General features: G+C 67.5%; 9 protein-coding genes and 7 pseudogenes. 8 read left to right on the top strand and 8 right to left on the bottom strand.

Annotated elements, in window-relative coordinates; genetic code table 11:
* Positions 1 to 77: 77 nt before the first annotated feature.
* A pseudogene (locus OG331_RS01135) lies at positions 78 to 1,055 on the bottom strand (transposase); the annotation flags it as partial.
* A 465-nt stretch (positions 1,056 to 1,520) separates the two neighbouring features.
* Between OG331_RS01135 and OG331_RS01130 the strand changes: the two are divergent.
* The gene (locus OG331_RS01130; RefSeq protein WP_406190711.1) at positions 1,521 to 2,093 is read left to right on the top strand and encodes a hypothetical protein; all 573 of its coding nucleotides are present in this window, start codon (positions 1,521 to 1,523) and stop codon (positions 2,091 to 2,093) included.
* On the opposite strand, the gene OG331_RS01125 is transcribed toward OG331_RS01130, so the two are convergent.
* Positions 2,084 to 2,479 carry a hypothetical protein gene (locus tag OG331_RS01125; RefSeq protein ID WP_406190709.1) on the bottom strand — a complete coding sequence of 132 codons (396 nt, stop codon included), beginning with the start codon at positions 2,477 to 2,479 and terminating at the stop codon, positions 2,084 to 2,086. The genes OG331_RS01130 and OG331_RS01125 overlap by 10 nt on opposite strands.
* Positions 2,480 to 2,563: 84 nt before the next feature.
* On the opposite strand from OG331_RS01125, the pseudogene OG331_RS01120 reads away from it, so the two are divergent.
* Together OG331_RS01120 and OG331_RS01115 are read left to right on the top strand one after the other, a co-directional pair.
* Positions 2,564 to 4,185, top strand: a pseudogene (locus OG331_RS01120) (ISAzo13 family transposase).
* Between the two features lie 60 nt (positions 4,186 to 4,245).
* Positions 4,246 to 5,013 (top strand): annotated as a pseudogene (locus OG331_RS01115) (transposase).
* Between the two features lie 201 nt (positions 5,014 to 5,214).
* Here OG331_RS01115 and OG331_RS01110 read toward each other — a convergent pair.
* Positions 5,215 to 6,489 carry an ABC transporter substrate-binding protein gene (locus OG331_RS01110; RefSeq protein ID WP_406190706.1) on the bottom strand — a complete coding sequence of 425 codons (1,275 nt, stop codon included), beginning with the start codon at positions 6,487 to 6,489 and terminating at the stop codon, positions 5,215 to 5,217.
* 166 nt (positions 6,490 to 6,655) lie between these two features.
* Here OG331_RS01110 and OG331_RS01105 point away from each other — a divergent pair, with 166 nt between their 5' ends.
* Genes OG331_RS01105 through OG331_RS01095 form a run of 3 tightly spaced genes read left to right on the top strand, consistent with a single transcriptional unit; the run spans position 6,656 to position 10,275 of the window.
* Positions 6,656 to 7,162 (top strand): helix-turn-helix transcriptional regulator, encoded by a 507-nt coding sequence (locus OG331_RS01105; RefSeq protein ID WP_406190703.1) that lies wholly within the window; start codon positions 6,656 to 6,658, stop codon positions 7,160 to 7,162.
* Positions 7,159 to 7,965: an ABC transporter ATP-binding protein gene (locus OG331_RS01100; protein WP_406190700.1), complete on the top strand. Its 807-nt coding sequence runs from the start codon at positions 7,159 to 7,161 to the stop codon at positions 7,963 to 7,965. The genes OG331_RS01105 and OG331_RS01100 overlap by 4 nt, the downstream gene beginning before the upstream one ends.
* A gap of 3 nt (positions 7,966 to 7,968) precedes the next feature.
* A complete protein-coding gene (locus OG331_RS01095; RefSeq protein ID WP_406190697.1) occupies positions 7,969 to 10,275 on the top strand; it encodes an ABC transporter permease in 2,307 nt (768 codons plus the stop codon).
* 32 nt (positions 10,276 to 10,307) lie between these two features.
* On the opposite strand, the gene OG331_RS01090 is transcribed toward OG331_RS01095, so the two are convergent.
* Both OG331_RS01090 and OG331_RS01085 read right to left on the bottom strand, forming a co-directional pair.
* A complete protein-coding gene (locus OG331_RS01090) occupies positions 10,308 to 10,745 on the bottom strand; it encodes an ATP-binding protein (protein ID WP_406190695.1) in 438 nt (145 codons plus the stop codon).
* Positions 10,746 to 11,177: 432 nt separating this feature from the next.
* Positions 11,178 to 11,330, bottom strand: a pseudogene (locus OG331_RS01085) (IS6 family transposase); the annotation flags it as partial.
* Between the two features lie 106 nt (positions 11,331 to 11,436).
* On the opposite strand from OG331_RS01085, the pseudogene OG331_RS01080 reads away from it, so the two are divergent.
* Positions 11,437 to 11,690 (top strand): annotated as a pseudogene (locus OG331_RS01080) (IS5/IS1182 family transposase); the annotation flags it as partial.
* Between the two features lie 109 nt (positions 11,691 to 11,799).
* On the opposite strand, the gene OG331_RS01075 reads toward OG331_RS01080, so the two are convergent.
* Positions 11,800 to 14,370 (bottom strand): CehA/McbA family metallohydrolase, encoded by a 2,571-nt coding sequence (locus OG331_RS01075; RefSeq protein WP_406190693.1) that lies wholly within the window; start codon positions 14,368 to 14,370, stop codon positions 11,800 to 11,802.
* A 359-nt stretch (positions 14,371 to 14,729) separates the two neighbouring features.
* Between OG331_RS01075 and OG331_RS01070 the strand changes: the two are divergent.
* Positions 14,730 to 14,918 (top strand): annotated as a pseudogene (locus tag OG331_RS01070) (hypothetical protein); the annotation flags it as partial.
* Positions 14,919 to 14,984: 66 nt separating this feature from the next.
* On the opposite strand, the pseudogene OG331_RS01065 reads toward OG331_RS01070, so the two are convergent.
* Both OG331_RS01065 and tnpB read right to left on the bottom strand, forming a co-directional pair.
* Positions 14,985 to 15,591, bottom strand: a pseudogene (locus OG331_RS01065) (IS200/IS605 family accessory protein TnpB-related protein); the annotation flags it as partial.
* The gene (gene tnpB, locus OG331_RS01060; protein WP_406190690.1) at positions 15,575 to 16,372 is read right to left on the bottom strand and encodes an IS607 family element RNA-guided endonuclease TnpB; all 798 of its coding nucleotides are present in this window, start codon (positions 16,370 to 16,372) and stop codon (positions 15,575 to 15,577) included. The gene tnpB and the pseudogene OG331_RS01065, both read right to left, overlap by 17 nt.
* Between the last annotated feature and the right edge of the window lie 269 nt (positions 16,373 to 16,641).

Below are 16,641 nucleotides of genomic sequence, written 5' to 3'. Positions count from 1 at the left end.
TTGTCATCTCGAGGCCCTGCGCGGCTGGGTCAAGCGTGCCGAGACCGACGACGTCATACGCCCTGGCACCACCGGCCCCGACGCCGCCCGGATCGCCAGCGGGCATCGATGTCATCGCCGCTCAGGCCAGTGGCTGAGGACCACAGCCAGACCGGCTTCGGGTCCCGGTCGCCGGGCAGGTACTCAATGGTGAGACGGATCAAGGTGCCGTGCAGGATGGGGAGTTCGTCGAGCTGAGCGATCCAGGCATTACGGCGGGTGAGGCGGGGGTGGAGGCGGTCCCATGCCTGCGCGGCGGTCGCTTTGCCGTAGCGGGTGGTGTCGGTGACGGTGGTGCTCTCGGGGGTGTGCCAGGTGTCGGGCTTGGCCAGGGTGAAGGGGGCGCCGTGCAGGCGGGGGCGGCCGCCCTTCGGGGTGGAGCGGGCCGGACCGGCGTCGCGGGCCAGGACCCTGTCGGAGCGCAGGCGGCCGACCAGCTCGACAGGCAGGTCGGCCAAGAGGTAGGCGAGTCGGGGTGCGTCGTAGCCGGCGTCGGTCACGATCAGGATGTCGGGATCCCCGGTCTTCCAGTGTCCGGCGTCGATGATCCGGGTGACGACCTCGCGCAGCTGGGTTGCGGTGATTTCGGCGGCGTCATCGGCGGGGCCGAGCCGGACGGCGTCCAGCAGGGCCGTCCAGGAAGTCCGGCCCGTCTCCAGGGCGGCGACGAAGGAATAGGGCCAGCCGGGCACGAGCTGGTCACTGCTGCGGCCCGACCGTCCGTAGACGTGGCAGAACAACCGATCCGGACTGGTGACAGCGTCGGGACGCAGCCACGGGGAGACATCAACAGCGAGCACGATCCGCCCATCGGCCGCGCGGGGCAGTGGCATCGAGGCGAGTAGGTTACGAAAGGGGGCCGGCTCGAGCCATCCGGTGTTCAGCGCGTCGTACATCGCCCCGTGACCACGCTGCATCTCCGCCGTGAGCGTCAGCTCGGGCAGCGAGGTGACCGGCCCGTCCGCGCACAACACCGCATCGGCCAGCTCGAAGAGTGAGTCCGCACGGGTGTACAAGCAGTCGTAGAACCCAGCACGAAAGAACGGCCGCTGCGTATGAGTCTCCCCGTCGACGCGCCCGCAAGCGAGGCATTGAGCGTGTTGTCCCGCTTTCGGGTCGCTGAGAGACTCCGGCGCGCCACCGTCACGGTGCGTCAGGACGCGCACCCCAGCCGGCGCTACGGCGGCGATTCACCGCCGCGAGCTGGCGGACGCCAGCCAACTCCGCCTCGCGGCGCGGCCGGTACCCCCGGGGTCGGCGGTGGCCGGCAAAGAGCTTGCCCTGAGAGCCCGGAGCGGGCTGGCCTGATCCTGTCTTCCGCTGCGGGCAGACACCGGGCGGCGGGTTTGGCCTGTGCGGGCATGAGGGATGCATCGGCCGTGTTCTCGTTGCCTGCGCCCTCGCGCTCGGAGTCTCTGCGCCGGCAGTTCTCTGCCGACAGTTATGCCCCCCTGCCCGGACTTATCAGCCCCGCAGGACTCGTGACGCTCAAAGGAGAGGCACGAAGGCTGGAGGCCGACGCGGCAAGGCGGGACTTCCGCATGCCGTGCATGGCGGACAGCCCCCGGCACATGACCACGCTCGGCGGACACAAGATCGCCCACGCCTCACCGCTCATCACAGCCCTGTATCAGGACCGGGATCTGATGCGGCTGCTTTCCCTATTACTGGGTGAGACGGTCGTCGCCGTCCACGACCCCGTCGAACGGCACGTCCTGAACGTCCTGCACCGCCCCGGCGACACCCACGGCGCGCACACCGACGACTACCCGCTTGCCCTGGTCCTCTTCCTGGAAGCCCCCTCGCATCCCGCCGACGGCGGACTGCTGGAATTCCACCCCGGCCGCCGGGACCTCGGCGCCCTCGACGCACCCGGCACCCGGCACGCGCACCACCTGCCCGGGGACGGCTACCTCTTGCGCAGCGACCTCACCGCCCACCGCGTGACCCCGCTCGGGCGACCCGGTCCGCGGCGGACCGTGCTCAACTTCGCGTACACCACGCCCGGCCGCCAAGGCGCGACCACCTCGTCCGCCTCCCTCCTCTACAGCTGAGGCCCCGTCCGGCCAAGAACAGACACAGCCCAGGAGAGCCGGGTGTAGCGGGTGGTCATCCCGCAGGAAGCGGTCGCGACGGGCACCGGGCCGGGGGACGGGCTGGTGGCCAGCCCCGGTTCTGCCACATGCCCCTCGTTGATCGGCCTCATACACGGCATGACGCCCCGGCGCGCGTTGGAGTTCGCCCATCGCGGCGGCACCCGCAGCCGTACGAACTGAGTGAGCGCGGCCGGGTCGCGCTCCTCACTGAACCGCAGCACCCCGCAGGCCTTGGCGGACACCTGTAGCTCGTCCTCGTCCTGGCCCTCGTCGACGTCGTCCTCGCCGTTCCGGCCCAGGCCGTCGACTGCCCGACGGCTGTTGCGTACGCGGGGATCGGCCAAAGCCTCGATGGTCTCCGTGTCGTGTGCGCGCAGCGGCCGAGGATTTTCGCGAGGTCCCGTACGCGTCCTCATCCGGTCCGAGGAATACCGGACGATCAGCGTGGCAATCTCCCCCGCGCCAGGGGGTGTTGTTTCCTCACCTGGATGAGCGGCAACGACGGCTGCTGATGGCCTCAGAGGCCCGTGTTCTGGGACACGGTGGTGTTCGGGCCGTCGTGCGGGCGGCGTCGGTGAGTGAGACCACGGTCCGCAAGGGTGTGTCCGAGTTGGAGGCCGGCGAGGGGCCTCTGGGGCGGGTGCGGCGGCCGGGCGGAGGCCGCAAGAGGGTCGCAGATCTCGATCCGGGGCTGCGGCCGGCTCTCCTGGCACTTGTCGAACCGGACGAGCGAGGCGATCCGATGTCGCCGCTGCGGTGGACGGTGAAGTCGACCCGCACGCTGGCGCGGGAGCTCGCCCGGACCGGACATAAAGTCAGTGCGGACACCGTCGCGGACCTGCTGCGGGAGGAAGGCTTCAGTCTGCAAGCCAACGCCAAGACCATCGAGGGAAGCCAACATCCCGACCGAGACGCCCAGTTCCGCTATCTCAACGAGCAGGCCCGTGATCACCGGGACGCTGGCCAGCCGGTGATCAGCGTGGACACCAAGAAGAAGGAGCTCGTCGGCGAGTTCAAGAACAACGGCCGCCAGTGGCGGCCTGCGGCTGATCCGGCGCCGGTGAACGTCCATGACTTCGCCGACCCCCAGCTGGGCAAGGCCGTCCCGTACGGGATCTACGACCTCGTGGCGAACACCGGCTGGGTCAACGTGGGCACCGATCACGACACCGCCGCATTCGCGGTGGAATCGATCCGCCGCTGGTGGTGCGGCCAGGGTCAGACCGCCTACCCACAGGCGACGCGACTGCTCATCACCGCCGACGCGGGCGGCTCGAACGGCTACCGCACCCGGGCCTGGAAGCTCGAACTCGCCCGGCTCGCGGCCGAGACAGGACTGACGATCACCGTGTGCCACCTGCCGCCGGGCACATCGAAGTGGAACAAGATCGAGCACCGGCTCTTCTCGCACATCACCATGAACTGGCGCGGCCGCCCGCTGACCAGCCATGAAGTCATTGTCCAGTCCATCGCCGCGACCACCACCCTCACCGGACTGCGTGTCATGGCCGAGCTGGACACCAACGTCTACCCCACTGGAGTCCAGATCGGCGACGCGCAGATGGCGTCCCTGCCACTGACCCGACACGCCTTCCATGGCGACTGGAACTATGCCCTGCACCCCCAGCCCTGCCCAGCCATCCCAGCACCCCGGGCTCCGCAGAAGCCGGCCCCGGAGTGGGATCACGCTCTCCTGTCTGACCCCGCCCTGACCGGCATGTCCCGGCAGCAACTGAGCGACCTCACCAACACTTTGGCCCTCCATGGCGACGTCAAGCGCGGCCGCCCGCCCCGGCTCGCCTTCCCCGACCAGGTCCTGGCAGCCGTCCTTCACCTGCGGGTCGCCCTGGCCGCGGAACCCCTCGCCGTGCTGTTCGACAGCAGTCGGACCGCCATGCACCGCACCCTGCTGAAGATCAGGACGCTGCTGAAGGCGCACAGCATCGTCATCCCGCCGGCGGCCACTCTGCCCTCAGCGCTCACAGCCCTCCAGGCTCGAGTTCGAGCCCTGAGCAGCGACTCCAGCAGCATGATCAAGACAACGTGTTAATGATCTGCAAGCCCTAAGCGTTGTCCCGTAACTCCTGGTCAGGGATGAGATGATCTTGGTGTGGCTGGTGTGATCACGGCGTCGGAGCCGTCCTGGATAGCCCCGTTCACGGGGCTGAGCCCGCGCTGCTTCGGCAAGTTGGTGACCGCTGTACGGCGCGAGCATGTGGCCGACGTCCACCGCGGACGGCCGTGGAGCCTCCCGCTGGAGGACTGAATTCTGCTGGTCGCGGCGTACTGGCGCACGAACTTGACGATGCGCCGGCCGGCACCCCTCTTCGGGATCTCGAAGTCGGCCGCCGACCGGATCATCGACCACCTGGGTCCGATGCTCGCGCTGCAGCCGCGCAAGCGGTTCCGTAAGGACACCGTCCTCATCGTCCACGGGACACTGGTGCCCACCCGAGACCACACGATCGCCGAGCAGTCGAAGAACTACCGCTATTCCACGGCACATCAGGTGGTCATCGACGCCGATACCCGCCTGGCCGTGGTGGTCGGCCGGCCTGTGCCGGGCAACCGGCATGACTCCCGCGGCTGGGAGGAGTCCGGCGCCAAGGCCGCCGTTGGCAAGACGATGACCATTGCAGACGGCGGCTATCAACGAACCGGACTGGTCATCCCGCACCGCCGACGCAAGGGCGAAGAACTCCCGGCCTGGAAGGAGGAGCACAACCGTTCCCACAAGCAGGTTCGCGCCCGGGTCGAGCACACCTTCGCCCGCATGAAGGGATGGAAGATCCTGCGCGACTGCCGCCTCAAAGGCGACGGCGTCCATCACGCCATGCTCGGCATCGCCCGCCTGCACAACCTCGCCCTCGCCGGATAGGCGAACAGCCGACACCACGGCGGCCATGCCTCTCTCAACTCCAAGATCGTTACGGGACAAGCCTTCGGCGTGATGGACTACGGCACATCGACAGATGGTCGACGACTGCAGGCTGTTGTCGGTCGGACACTTCGGCGGGCCTATGCAGGCCGAAACGATCCGGTGCCGGTGGCGGATTCGCGAGTGTCGGTTTCGGCGGAGTTATCGCTGCCGGGTGATGGCTTCAAGTTCCCTCTGTAGCCGGACGATTGCGTCTTTTGGTGTCTCTCGCTGGGCCATCGCGTCCTGGACCACGGCCTGGACCACCAGATTCACCTGGTCGTAGCGGGGGGACTTGGGTCGCGGCTTTGCGGATAGCACGGCCTCGCGCAGGGTGGGTAGATAGGGGTAGCGCCGTATGAGGGCGGGGTCGCTGTAGAGGTCGGCCCGCACGGGAGGCAGGCCGCCGTCGGTCAGCACCTGTCGTTGGACACGGTCGCTGGTTAGGTACGCCAGGAGGTCAGTCGCCGAGGCGCGGTGACGGGAGTTTGCGTTGATCGCGAGGTTCGAGCCGCCGAGGATTCCAGCTGCGTGGTCCTGTGTGCCGGGCAGTGGCACCACTCCGAACTTGCCCGCAACTTCGGAGTCCGCTCCGCTGGCCAGTGCGTGTACATAGGGCCAGTTGCGCAGGAAGAGCAGTCGGCCTGCTTGGAAGGCTTTTCGGGATTCCTCTTCCTTATAGGTGAGAGCTTTTTTGGAGATCCAGCCGTCTCGTACTCCGTGGGCGAGGTATTCTATTGCCTGGCGGGCGGCGGGCGAGTCTACTGTCACTCGCTTGCCTTCGTCGGCCAAAATCGCGCCGCCTTGGGATTGCACTGCCTCGGCGGCATTCACGGTCAGTCCCTCGTAGGGCAGAAATTGTCCGGCATATCCGTCCAGCCCATACTTCGGCGCCACGGTTTTGGCCAGGCGTTCCAGCTCGGCCCAGGTACGGGGCGGTTTCTCGCCTTCCCTGTCCAGGATGTCCTTGCGGTAGTAGAGCAGGCCGGCGTTGGTCACATACGGCAGCGCGTACAGGCGCCCGCGGTAGGTCGCGGTATCCACGACGGGCGGAAGGAAGGTCTTTATCGGGAAGCGGTCGGCGTTGAGCGAGGAGATCCAGCCTGCGGCGGCGAACTCTGAGGTCCAGGCCACGTCAATGTTGAGGATGTCGTAGCGTGCGCTGCCGGACCGCAGGCTGGTGGACATCTGCGCCCGGACCTCGTCAGCGGCTTCGGGCAGTTCGATGAGGGTGGCCTTCTCCTTGGGGTGCGCCCGGTTCCAGCCTTCCAGGACCCCGTTCAGGTACTTCGTGAGATCCCCGCCGGTTACCAGGGTCACCGGCCCTCTGCTGGTGTCGGGCTGAGGTTGTGCTCGTGTGGCTGTGCAGCCGGCGTAGCTCGTGCTGATGAGGGCGACCGCTAGTAGCCCCCTGCCCGCGGCACGCGTCCACCGCATGGCTCCTCCTGATGCAACGATCACCAATTGCACGGTGATCGAGCTATCTAACGGTTAAGTATATGCGGGATACTGGACGTCGTGCAGGCGTCCGGAGACCTTCAGCCCGCCGGTAGGGCGGGCTACCCAGGTACGACCTTACGTCGGGGAAGGGAGGCGGGCGAGAGTGCGTCTGGCTCTGCTGGCGCTCCTGGCCAAGGGACCGGCTCACGGCTACCAGCTCAAGCGGGCGCTGGAGGACCTGCTCGGTGCCGCATACCCCCAGCCGAACATCGGGCAGATCTATGTGACCTTGGGCAGGCTGGAGAAATCGGGTCTGATCGAGGGCGAGGATGTCGCTCAGGAAGCCCGTCCGAACAAGCGGACCTATCAGCTGACACCAGCGGGGCGTGAGGCGGTGGCCGCGTGGTTTGAGGAGCCCACCGACGAACCCCGGGTGCGGGGGGAGTTCTTCATGAAGATCGCTCTGGCGCCGGCATCGGGGGCGGCCGATCAGATCGCCCTGATCAACAAACAGCGCCGCCACTATCTGAACGCTATGCGTGATCTGTCGAAGCTGGCTGCGGCCGAGGACCAGGAAAACCGTGTGGCGCAGCTGCTGATCGAGGGCGCTGTGCTGCATCTGCAGGCGGACCTCGACTGGTTGGAGCGTTGTCAGGAGGAGCTGGAATGAAGCGCCAGGCGCCTTCCGGGACCGGTGAGGATGACTCTGCCACAGGCGGGAAGCAAGCCACCGAGGCCGAGCAACTCCTGCGCGCCGAGGGCCTGGTCAAGACCCACCAGGCGCAGGGGGCCGCCGTCAGGGCTGTGCGTGGGGTGGACCTGAGTGTCGCGCGCGGTGAGTTCCTGGCCATCACTGGCCCCTCCGGGGCCGGAAAATCCACGCTGCTCCACCTCCTCGGTGGTCTTGACCGTCCGGACCAGGGCCGGATCTGGATCGAGGGCCGGCGTACCGACACCTACAGCGAGGCCCGTTGGGCCCTGCTGCGCCGGCGCAGCATTGGGGTCGTCTTCCAGTTCTTCAATCTCGTCTCACAGCTGACCGTGGCCGACAATGTCGAGCTGCCGGCGCTGTTGGCCGGGCACAGTCCCTGGCAGGCTCGAAAGGCTCGCGCGGAGCTATTGGCCGATCTGGGTCTGGAGGGCAAGGAGAACAGCACGCCAGGTGAGCTGTCCGGCGGTGAGCAGCAGCGCGTCGCCCTTGCCCGGGCCCTGGTCAACCATCCCGCTCTGCTGCTCGCCGATGAGCCGGCCGGCAGCCTGGACAGCAAGGGCACCCGAGAGGTGCTACGGCTGCTTTCCCGCTTCCACGAGCGGGGCCAGACCATCGTGCTCGTCTCCCATGACGCCCGGATGGCCAGTGCTGCCGACCGGGTCATCAGCCTCTTCGACGGCCGGATCAGCGACGACGTTGCGCTGAGCCGTGAGGGACCTCGCCCAGGTGGGGTTTCCGGCACGCTGGAACTCGGGGAGTGAACCATGCGTGCCATGGTGCGTTGGGTGCGGGCCGATCTGCGCGAGCACCGCGGAGAGGCATTGTTCCTGCTGCTGGCGACCGCCGGAATCGTCGTTTCCTTGCTGCTCGCCGGCGCCCTTCTCAGCTACGCGGCCAATCCCTGGCAGCGGGTCTTCACCCAGTCCTCCGGCGCACACGTGTGGATGAAGACCAAGGCAGGCGCCGACCCCAGTGTCCTGGGCCGGCTCGACGGGGTGCAGGCCGTTTCGGGTCCGTTTCTCACCGCGCCCGCGACCGCAGGCCTGGCTGGCAGCACAGCGGCGGTGCAGATGCGTGCCGTTACCGACAAGCCGCCACGGGTGGCCCGGCCGCTGGTCACCGCTGGCCGCTGGCTGGCCCCCGGCGCTGAGGACGAAGCGGTACTGGAAAGTTCATTGGCCCGTGCCCTTTGGGCCGAGCCTGGCGACCGGGTGAGCGTGCGCGTCAAGGGCGAAGCCGCCCACTCGCTGCGCATCACCGGTGTCGCCGATATCGCGGAGTCACCTTACGAGCCGGGGGAGGTCCCGGGCGTGATGTGGGTGTCCACCGCCACGTTCCGCCTCATGGAACCTCAGAAACAGCACGAGCAGATCATCGGACTAAGGCTCGCCGACCCCCAGGACTCCGGCTACGTCATCCAGCGTGCGGTCACGGAGCTCGGCGCCGACCGGATCGCCGATATTTCTACCTGGCAGGATGCCCGGGCCGAGGCACGGGGAGGCGACCGGCTCCTCGGGCTGCTGTTGGGCGTCTTCGGCGTGGGCGCACTGCTGGCCGCTGCACTTGCTGGGGCGGGTGCGGCCGGCACCAGAATCCGCAGCTCGCTGCGGGATATCTCCGTGCTGAAGGCGATCGGTTTCACCCCGGCGCAGCTGATTCAGATGTTTCTGGCCGAGTACCTGGCACTTGCGGTGCTGGGCATCGTCGCAGGTGCGCTCGCAACTGAGCTACTCGGAGCCCGTCTGCCCGGCCGGGCTGGGGAGGCGGTTCAGCTGTGGCAGGCACTCCCCGGTCATATCTGGGTGCCGGTCGGCGTGGTGGCCGGAGCTATTGTCTTGATCACTGCAACGGTCGCGTCAGTGGCATGGCGGGCAGGCCGTGTACCGCCCGTTCCGGTAGCCCGGGCCGCTGTCCCCTCCAGCCGGCGGATGTCCGGAACTGCACGGCGCGCTCTGGGTCTTCGTTTGCCTCCCGCCCTGGTTCTCGGCTGGCGCAGCGCTTTCCAGTTTCCCCTGCGTGCCTGTGCGGCGGTGGGGCGCTTGGCTGTTCCCCTCCTGCTGATCACGATTGCGCTCGGCACCTGGACGACGCTCGACCGGTTTGAGAACGATCCTCAGGACGTCGGGATCGTTGCAGCGCTCACTGCCCGCGGCGACGGTCTCGATGACGCGTCGGTACGGCGTTTGCTCAGCGTGGATCCAGCGGTGGCGGGTGTCTATCCCGGTGTCGATGTAGCGGCGCTGGTGCCGGGGCAGACCGGCACCATCACCCTGCGAGGTCTGGGTACTGCAGACGCTCCGTATCCGTTCGCCGTGAACGAGGGCCGGGCGCCCGACGGCCCCGACGAAGCCATCGCAGGGCAGGGGCTGCTCGACCTCCTCGATGTGAAGGTCGGGGACTGGGTTCGCATGACGGTGGGAGGCAGTCCCCAGGTCCTGCACATCGTCGGACGCAGCATCGAGCCGGAAGACAGTGGACGGGTCATCTCTGCTTCCCTGCGCACGCTGCAGGAAAGCGATCCCGCGCTCCGACCGGACTTCTACGCTCTCGTGCTCGAGCCGGGCGTCGCTCCGTCGGCTGTCAGGGACCGGCTCAACGAGGGGGCGGGCGGGCGGCTGGATATTCGTGAGAGCGCGAACCCTGTCGGCGAGCTCAGCTCGGTGCAACCGGTGATCGCTGGCCTGGTCACTGTGCTGGCGTTGATCGGCCTTGCGGAACTGTCGACCACCATCGCTGCCGGAGTGCGGGACCGCCGCCGTGACCTTCTGGCGCTCAAGGCCATCGGGCTGACACCGCGGCAGATCGTGGCGGTCATCGTGGCTGGTACCGGCTTCATCGCTTTGGCTGCCGCCGTAGTCGGCACAGGCCTGGGTGTTCTGGCGTCCCAGTGGCTGATCAATCTGCAAGGCGCTTCCAGCGGCATCGGTTCGGGCATCGCCCAGCCACCGCCGCTCTTCGCTCTGCTGCTCTTGGTGGCGGCCGCAGTGGCTGGATCGGTCGCTGTATCGATTCCGCCTGCGGTGCGCGCTGTCCGGCACCGACTGGCTGACACCCTCAGCGACACTCTGTGACCCCAGAGCACGGAACCTGCCGCTTTTGGCTTCTAGGCAGCCGGAAGGATGCGCTGAGCCGGGACTGCCCTGCTGACCCTGAGGCCGGCACGACTTCGCCACCTGTCCGGTTCTGCAACTACGTCAATCCAATCTGCCAGGCAATCGACGATGCCGAGGCCGCGGCCGTGCTCTTCGTCAAGGTCACCACAGTGCGGGTGCGGCACACGCGAGGCAGAACCGGTGTCGACCACGTCGATGCACAGAGACTCAGCCGACAGGCTCACGCACACCGTCATCTCGGCGCCACCGTGCTGAGCCGCGTTACCGGCCAGCTCGCTGACGATCAGACATGCGGTGTCCCGGTCCGACTCGATGACTCCCCAGCTCCTCAACAAAGCGGCGACGAAGTGCCGGACGGTGCGGACGCGGCATGCTTCCGCCGGGAGCGCCATCATCGCCTGCTGCCGGCGGGTGTCCGGCTCAGGCACGTCAGCAACCGCAACATGTGCTGCTGGCACCGTCCGGCGCGGAAGGGGATGGAACCTGCGTGATGTGACGACACCGGCTCGTATGGAATCCATGACATGCCTCGCTGACCTCTTCAGCCACCGGTCGGGAGCCCTGCGCCTCTGATGGCGCGCACTGCTCGGCGACACCGGGCACGCGCCACTGGAATGGCTCCCCCCGACTCTCGGGAGTCGATGGTCCGTACGGGAGCTCCATACATACATGTTAGGTATGGAGCTCCTTCGCCGTCAATGCACCCACGCAGTAAAACTCGCAGGAAACCCGGCAATGACGCAGAGAGGCCGCCGCAGGAATAGGTCAACATGTATGTAAGGTGCTGTCACGTTGTCGGGGGCGTGATCGGTTGAGGGCGTGACCGGGGGCGGGGTGGCCTGTGGTCCAGGTCGTTGGCGGGCAGGCCGGTGCCGGCCGGTGATGTGGTTCCAGAGGGCGAAGCGGATCATCATGTGGTGGCGGTGGCGGCCGGCGGTCGTCAGGTGCCGGTGGGGGCGGAACCGTTGTGCTGATCCGACGGACCGGAAGCCTTTCATCGCGCGTTCGCGCTGCCCGGGTGCTGTCAGAAGCCGTTGTCCTATCGATCTTGAGTGCGGAGTGATCGAAAGTGGCCGGTCGGCGGGTGATTTCGTCGTGGCCGTGCATGAAGACAGGGCTCCTGGTGCAGTTCCCGATGCGCTGCTTGCCGACCGCGGCTACGACCACGACAAGTACCAGCGACTGCTCTGGAAGCGCGGCATCCGCCCGGTCATCGCCGAACGAGGCGCGGAGCACGGCTCCGGCCTGGGCGCCTGGCTGCACGGCTTCGCCGCCTGCGGATCCGATGGGAGAGACGCGACGACATCCATGAGGCCTTCCTAGGCCTCGCAACCTGCCTGATCACCCACCGACATGTCCGACGCCCTTGTTAGGAGTTCATAGCCCCAGGAGGCGATCTCGTCGGCGCCAGCTTGCTCGGCGAACCTGTAGAGGGCGCCGGGCGGCGGCAACGCCCGCCGCCCGGCGGTACCGGGTTCGCAGTCAGAGGGTGGAGAGGGCCACGTACTTGTTTCCCCATGCATCACCCGGCGTGATGACGACGCGGGCGTAGGGGAAGCCCTTACTGGTGGAGGTGGTGGCCTGCTGCCAGTCGTTCCACGAGCCGTCGGCCATGCGGGTGACGTACCAGACGTTGCCGTCCTGACCGACGGCGGCGACTCGGACTGAGTTCTGGCGGTAGTAGGTGTCGAGGGCGATGTCGACCGAACTAGCGGCCATGGTCGGGCCTTTGATGCCTTGAACCTGACGGAATCCGGTGAACCGGCCATCCGGGTAGCGGATCTGGTGGTAGACGAGGCCGTCGAGCCCGATGGCGAGGATCTGAGACGAGCCGTCGGACATGCCAACCATGGACAGGGCCGTACCGGCGAAGGCCGGGGTGACGCTATAGCCCGCGAGGCGGGTCCAGCCGACCCAGGAACCGTCGGTGCGGCGGATGTTGTGGTAGAGACTGCCGTCGAGCCGGTAGGTCAGCACCTGCGTGGTGCCGTCAGGCATTCCCTCGGCGGCGACCTTGGCCGCCCGCCACGTGGGCGACCCGTCCGTCCCGGGCACGGGCTGGAAACCACTGAACTGTCCAAGGCGGCCTGGCATGCTGGCATCACCCGTCTGGTGGTAGAGGATGCCGTCCATGCCGGTGGCGAGGTACTGGGTGGTGCCGTCGGGCATCCCGGCGAGGTCGGCCGTCTGGAACTTGAGGTCGGCCGCGCCGCCGGGGTTGGGTACCTGGAGCCACTCGGCCCACATGCCGTTCCATCTCATAACGGTGAGGTACAAGTGCTGGTCGTCGCCGATGGTCAGGGCCGTCTTGCGGCCCGGGGGCGGGGGAGTGGCAAGGGATACGCTCGCTGCGGCGAAGCGCTCCGTGTAATGGGTGATGCCCGGCAGTGCTCGCTCGCTGGTACCGCTGGTGCCGAAGGGTATCTCGGGGGTGGCGTGCCCGCGCAGGCGGATGGCGGGAACGTTCGGGTCGCTGACGGTGGGAGTTCCGTAGAACCAGATGGGGTTGGTGAAGGCGACCATCTGGCTCAGCACGCTCCAGGAGGGCTCCATGCGGCGGACGTCGACGCGGGCGAACATGGAGGCTTTGCCCCAGCCGCGCCAGCGCAGCACGCCACTTCCGCCGGCGTCGATCTGGATGGAGGCCATGACGCCCCACTCGGTGACGAGGGTGGCCACGGTGTTCGGGGCACCGGAGATCTTGGCGACGACGTCCACGGCGTCGAAGAAGCCCAGGGGCAGTGTCTCGCCGGGGCCGGCGCTCGTCCCGCGGGCGCTGGCGGTGAAATCCACCGTCACCTGGGACGACTCCGCCACATACAGCCTGCCCCGGCGTATCGCGTCCAGCAGCGCGGCCTTGGAGAGGGTCTTGGCGCACACCACGTTCTGGGGCGTCCCCACGAGGCCGTCGCCCAGGGAGTGGGCATCGCTGTTGCCCAGGCCGGGAACCCGCTTGCCCGCGCACAGCAGCAAATGCCAGGCGATGAGGTTCAGCTCGTCGTCGCCCGTCCAGGGTCGCGTGCCGGACCCAGGGGCCCCGTTCCACACCTCCATAGCGTCGATCTTGTCCAGGCCCAGGCCGAACTCCCAGGCCGAACCGAACGCCGGCGTCATAGGGTGGGCGGCGATGACCAAGCCGCCCAGGCCGCGCACCTGCTGGACGTTGGCGTCGAACTTGCCATCCGACGGTTTGTATCGCCAGTCGATCCAGTCGCCCTGGGGGATGCCCACCGCCAGCCAGTGCCCGTGCCGGGTCGTCACCTCCTCGGCGTTGATCACCAGCATTCGTTTGGGGATGTTGCCCCTCCAGGACACCCCAGCGGCATTGGTGTTGTGGTCGGAGATGGCGATGAAGTCCAGATCGGCGGCGTGGGCGTCAGCGACCCGCTCGTCCACCGTGCGCTGGGAGTCGGAGTGCACGGTGTGCATGTGCAGGTCACCCCGATACCACCCCCAACCGGTGTTCGGGATGCTCGCGGGAAGTACGTCGTAGGGAGTGGTGGTGGGCAGCGGATCACCGTAATCGAGAGTCACGTCCACCTGCCAACCCATGCCCTTCAGTTCGGCCACCATCGGCCCCAGGATGATCGACCACTTGCCCTGCTGGATGGGCCCCGGCACGTAGCCAGGGGTGGCGTCCGCGGCCGACAGCGTGAACTCCTTCCGGGCGCTGCCCGAGTAGCCGCGAAACTCGGTCGGCCCAAGGATGCCGATGTCCATCACGTTGTTCCAGGTACCGGGAAGGCTGGGACTCGTCTGCGGCTCGAAGGAATAGCTGACCGAAATGCGCTGCACACCGGCCGGAATGTCGAGCTCTATGGAGATCCACTGGTCGAACCCGAAGGGCGCAGTTCCCTTGTAAGTCGTCGTCTCCTTCTGACCGGGCGTGCCACTGGTGGCGGCACTGGCGATGCTGGCCGGGACCAGGGTGGCCACACCCCCGGCAGCCAGGAACGCACTCCACCGCAGCAGGCTACGACGACTGACGTCCTCGGCCTCGGCGGCGGCCCTTGAGGGCAGCTCGTGAATCTTGTCGCAGCGCCGATCCCGCATCGCGTCTCCTTCAACCAAGGCGTGAGGCACACAGATTGAGGCCGCCATGTCCGACGGCTACTGTCCGCGCAGGTAAACTGACCACACTGCAGGTCTTGTCCTATACATGCCAGAAGGATTGCATCGTTGCAGTCATCGAGCGCACTAACAAGGGCCAAAAAGGCAGGGCTGCAGGCGGGTGAAGAGGCAGTCGTTCAGGCTCGGCGCCCGCGGGCCGCTCGCTCTCAGGTGACGCCCTGGTTGTCAATCTCTTGGAGGCGTGGAGGACTTCCTTATGCGGTTGAGCCTGCTGGTGCGAGCGTGACCGGACTGCGGTGACGGCTCGTTCGGACTCCACCGGCGCCAGTCCGCCGGCCGTGATGTACCTGCGGCGCGTGTCAGAGAAGTCTGTGATCGGACAGGTGCTGTCCGGGAACAGATCCGTGTGGCTGTACTTCCGGTTCCCGCTGTCGTTTCGCGAGGTCGAGGAGCTGATGATCGAGCGCGACGTCGTCGTGTCCTACGAGACGGTGCGCCGGTGGTGCCTGAAATTCGGACAGGCCTGCGCCAACGGCCACACCACTGCGGCCTGGTCAAGCGCCTCAGCGCGGATCTTGTCCTGGGACCAACCGTTCCTAACCAGTGTCCTGGAGTGACATTTGCTGCCGGCTCCCGGAACTGCGCGCATCGCGAACGGTGTTTGATGCGCTGGTCTCCCGCGTTCGCTGTGTCTCCGTCCGGCTGCGTGCATCGTGTGCATACTCCGTGACGGGTGGGCGGGTTCCCTCACGCCCTCGTGCGTCTGGTCCGGCCTGGGCGGTCCGATGCCCCGCAGTATCGCTGTGGTGCTGCGTGGGCGGTGCCGTCCGTCGCCGGATGGTGCCCGAGGGCGCGTCGCCCGGTCGCGATGCCGGCGGCATCGTGGCGGGACATCTTTCGCTTCTTCGAGGTGAGGGGCTTCTTCCAGTGCTGATCGCCCCACATCGACGTGTACGCCGGGTCCACGGCAACGATCGACAGGCCGTGTTCGGACGCCATGGACACGAGCCGGGCCTTGAGCTTGCCGGTCGGGATGCCCGAGATGAGCTGCCGGAAGCGCTTACGTCTGCCGTGCTTCTCGCGGGTCTTCTCGGCGGCGAAGTCCAGGTTCTCCAGGCCGATGGCTTTGACGCCGCACCGGTCGGCCCAGTGCAGCAACTGGCTGATGGCGTGCCGGATCTGGGCGTCACGGTGGTCTGCGCTCCGCGATCGAGCGGGCCGGCTTCCGGTTCTTCACCATGCCGGCGACGTTGAGGTCTTCCACCACCACGGTGCCGTACTCCCCGGCCAGGGAGGTGGTGAGCTTGTGTATGCCGTCCCGGCGCAGCGCGGTGACGCGGTGGTGCACGCGGTTGCGCTGGGCGTCGGCGCGCTTCCACCGGTTCGAGGGCTGCTGTCCGGTGCGCCGGTCGGGCCCTCGGCGGCGGGAGACCGTACGGGACAGGCGGCCCAGCTTCCGCTGTGCTTCGGCCAGGTGCTTCGGGTTCTCGGTGGCCGGGCGCCCGTCGGAGAACACCGCGAGGGTCTTCACCCCGAGATCGACGCCGATCACCGCATCCGGCCGGGTGGGCGTACGCTCCGCGCGCTGGACTTCCACGATGAAGGAGACGAACCAGCGTTCGGCCTCCTGCCCGACGGTCGCGGACTTGATCCGCGCGCTCCCCGCCTCGATGAGGCGGCCGAGCTTGCATGTGGACTCGTGTGTCCTGATCCGCCCCAGCACGGGCAGCACCACATGCATACGCCCGTCCAGCCGGATCACACCCGTGGTGAACCTGACCGAAGGCGTGGCCTTCCGCTTCGACTTGAAGCGCGGGAAACCCATCCGCGGGCCCCTGCGCCTGCCCCGCTTGGAATCGGCCCAGTTCTTCAACGCAGACGCGAGCCGGTCAAGACCGGTGGCGTACGCCTCCTTCGAGCACACCACCCACCAGGGGGCAACGGCGTCCTTTGCCTGGTTCCACGCCTTGCGCAGCGCGTACATCGACCACGACACCGTAGGCGTCAACTCCGCCTCGGCAATGCCGTAGGAGCGTTCCGCCTCACGCCGGGACCGCCTTCACCACGGCCAGACCCCAGTTGTAGGCGACACGAGCCGCGCCGGCATGCCGGACATCGCACCGGCCTGACGCGGCGTCGGGTCCAGCGCAAACCGGTAGGCATGCGTCGTGATCACCCCAAGAACCGTACCTGCCCCCGCTGACAACCCGACACCAGCAACCCCAACGATCAAGAGAACCTGACGAAGGCCGA

The sequence above is a fragment of the Streptomyces sp. NBC_01017 genome (assembly GCF_045162795.1).
GTDB lineage: Bacteria > Actinomycetota > Actinomycetes > Streptomycetales > Streptomycetaceae > Streptomyces > Streptomyces machairae.
Note: the sequence above shows the minus strand (reverse complement) of the source record. Positions and strands in the feature narration are given on the sequence as shown.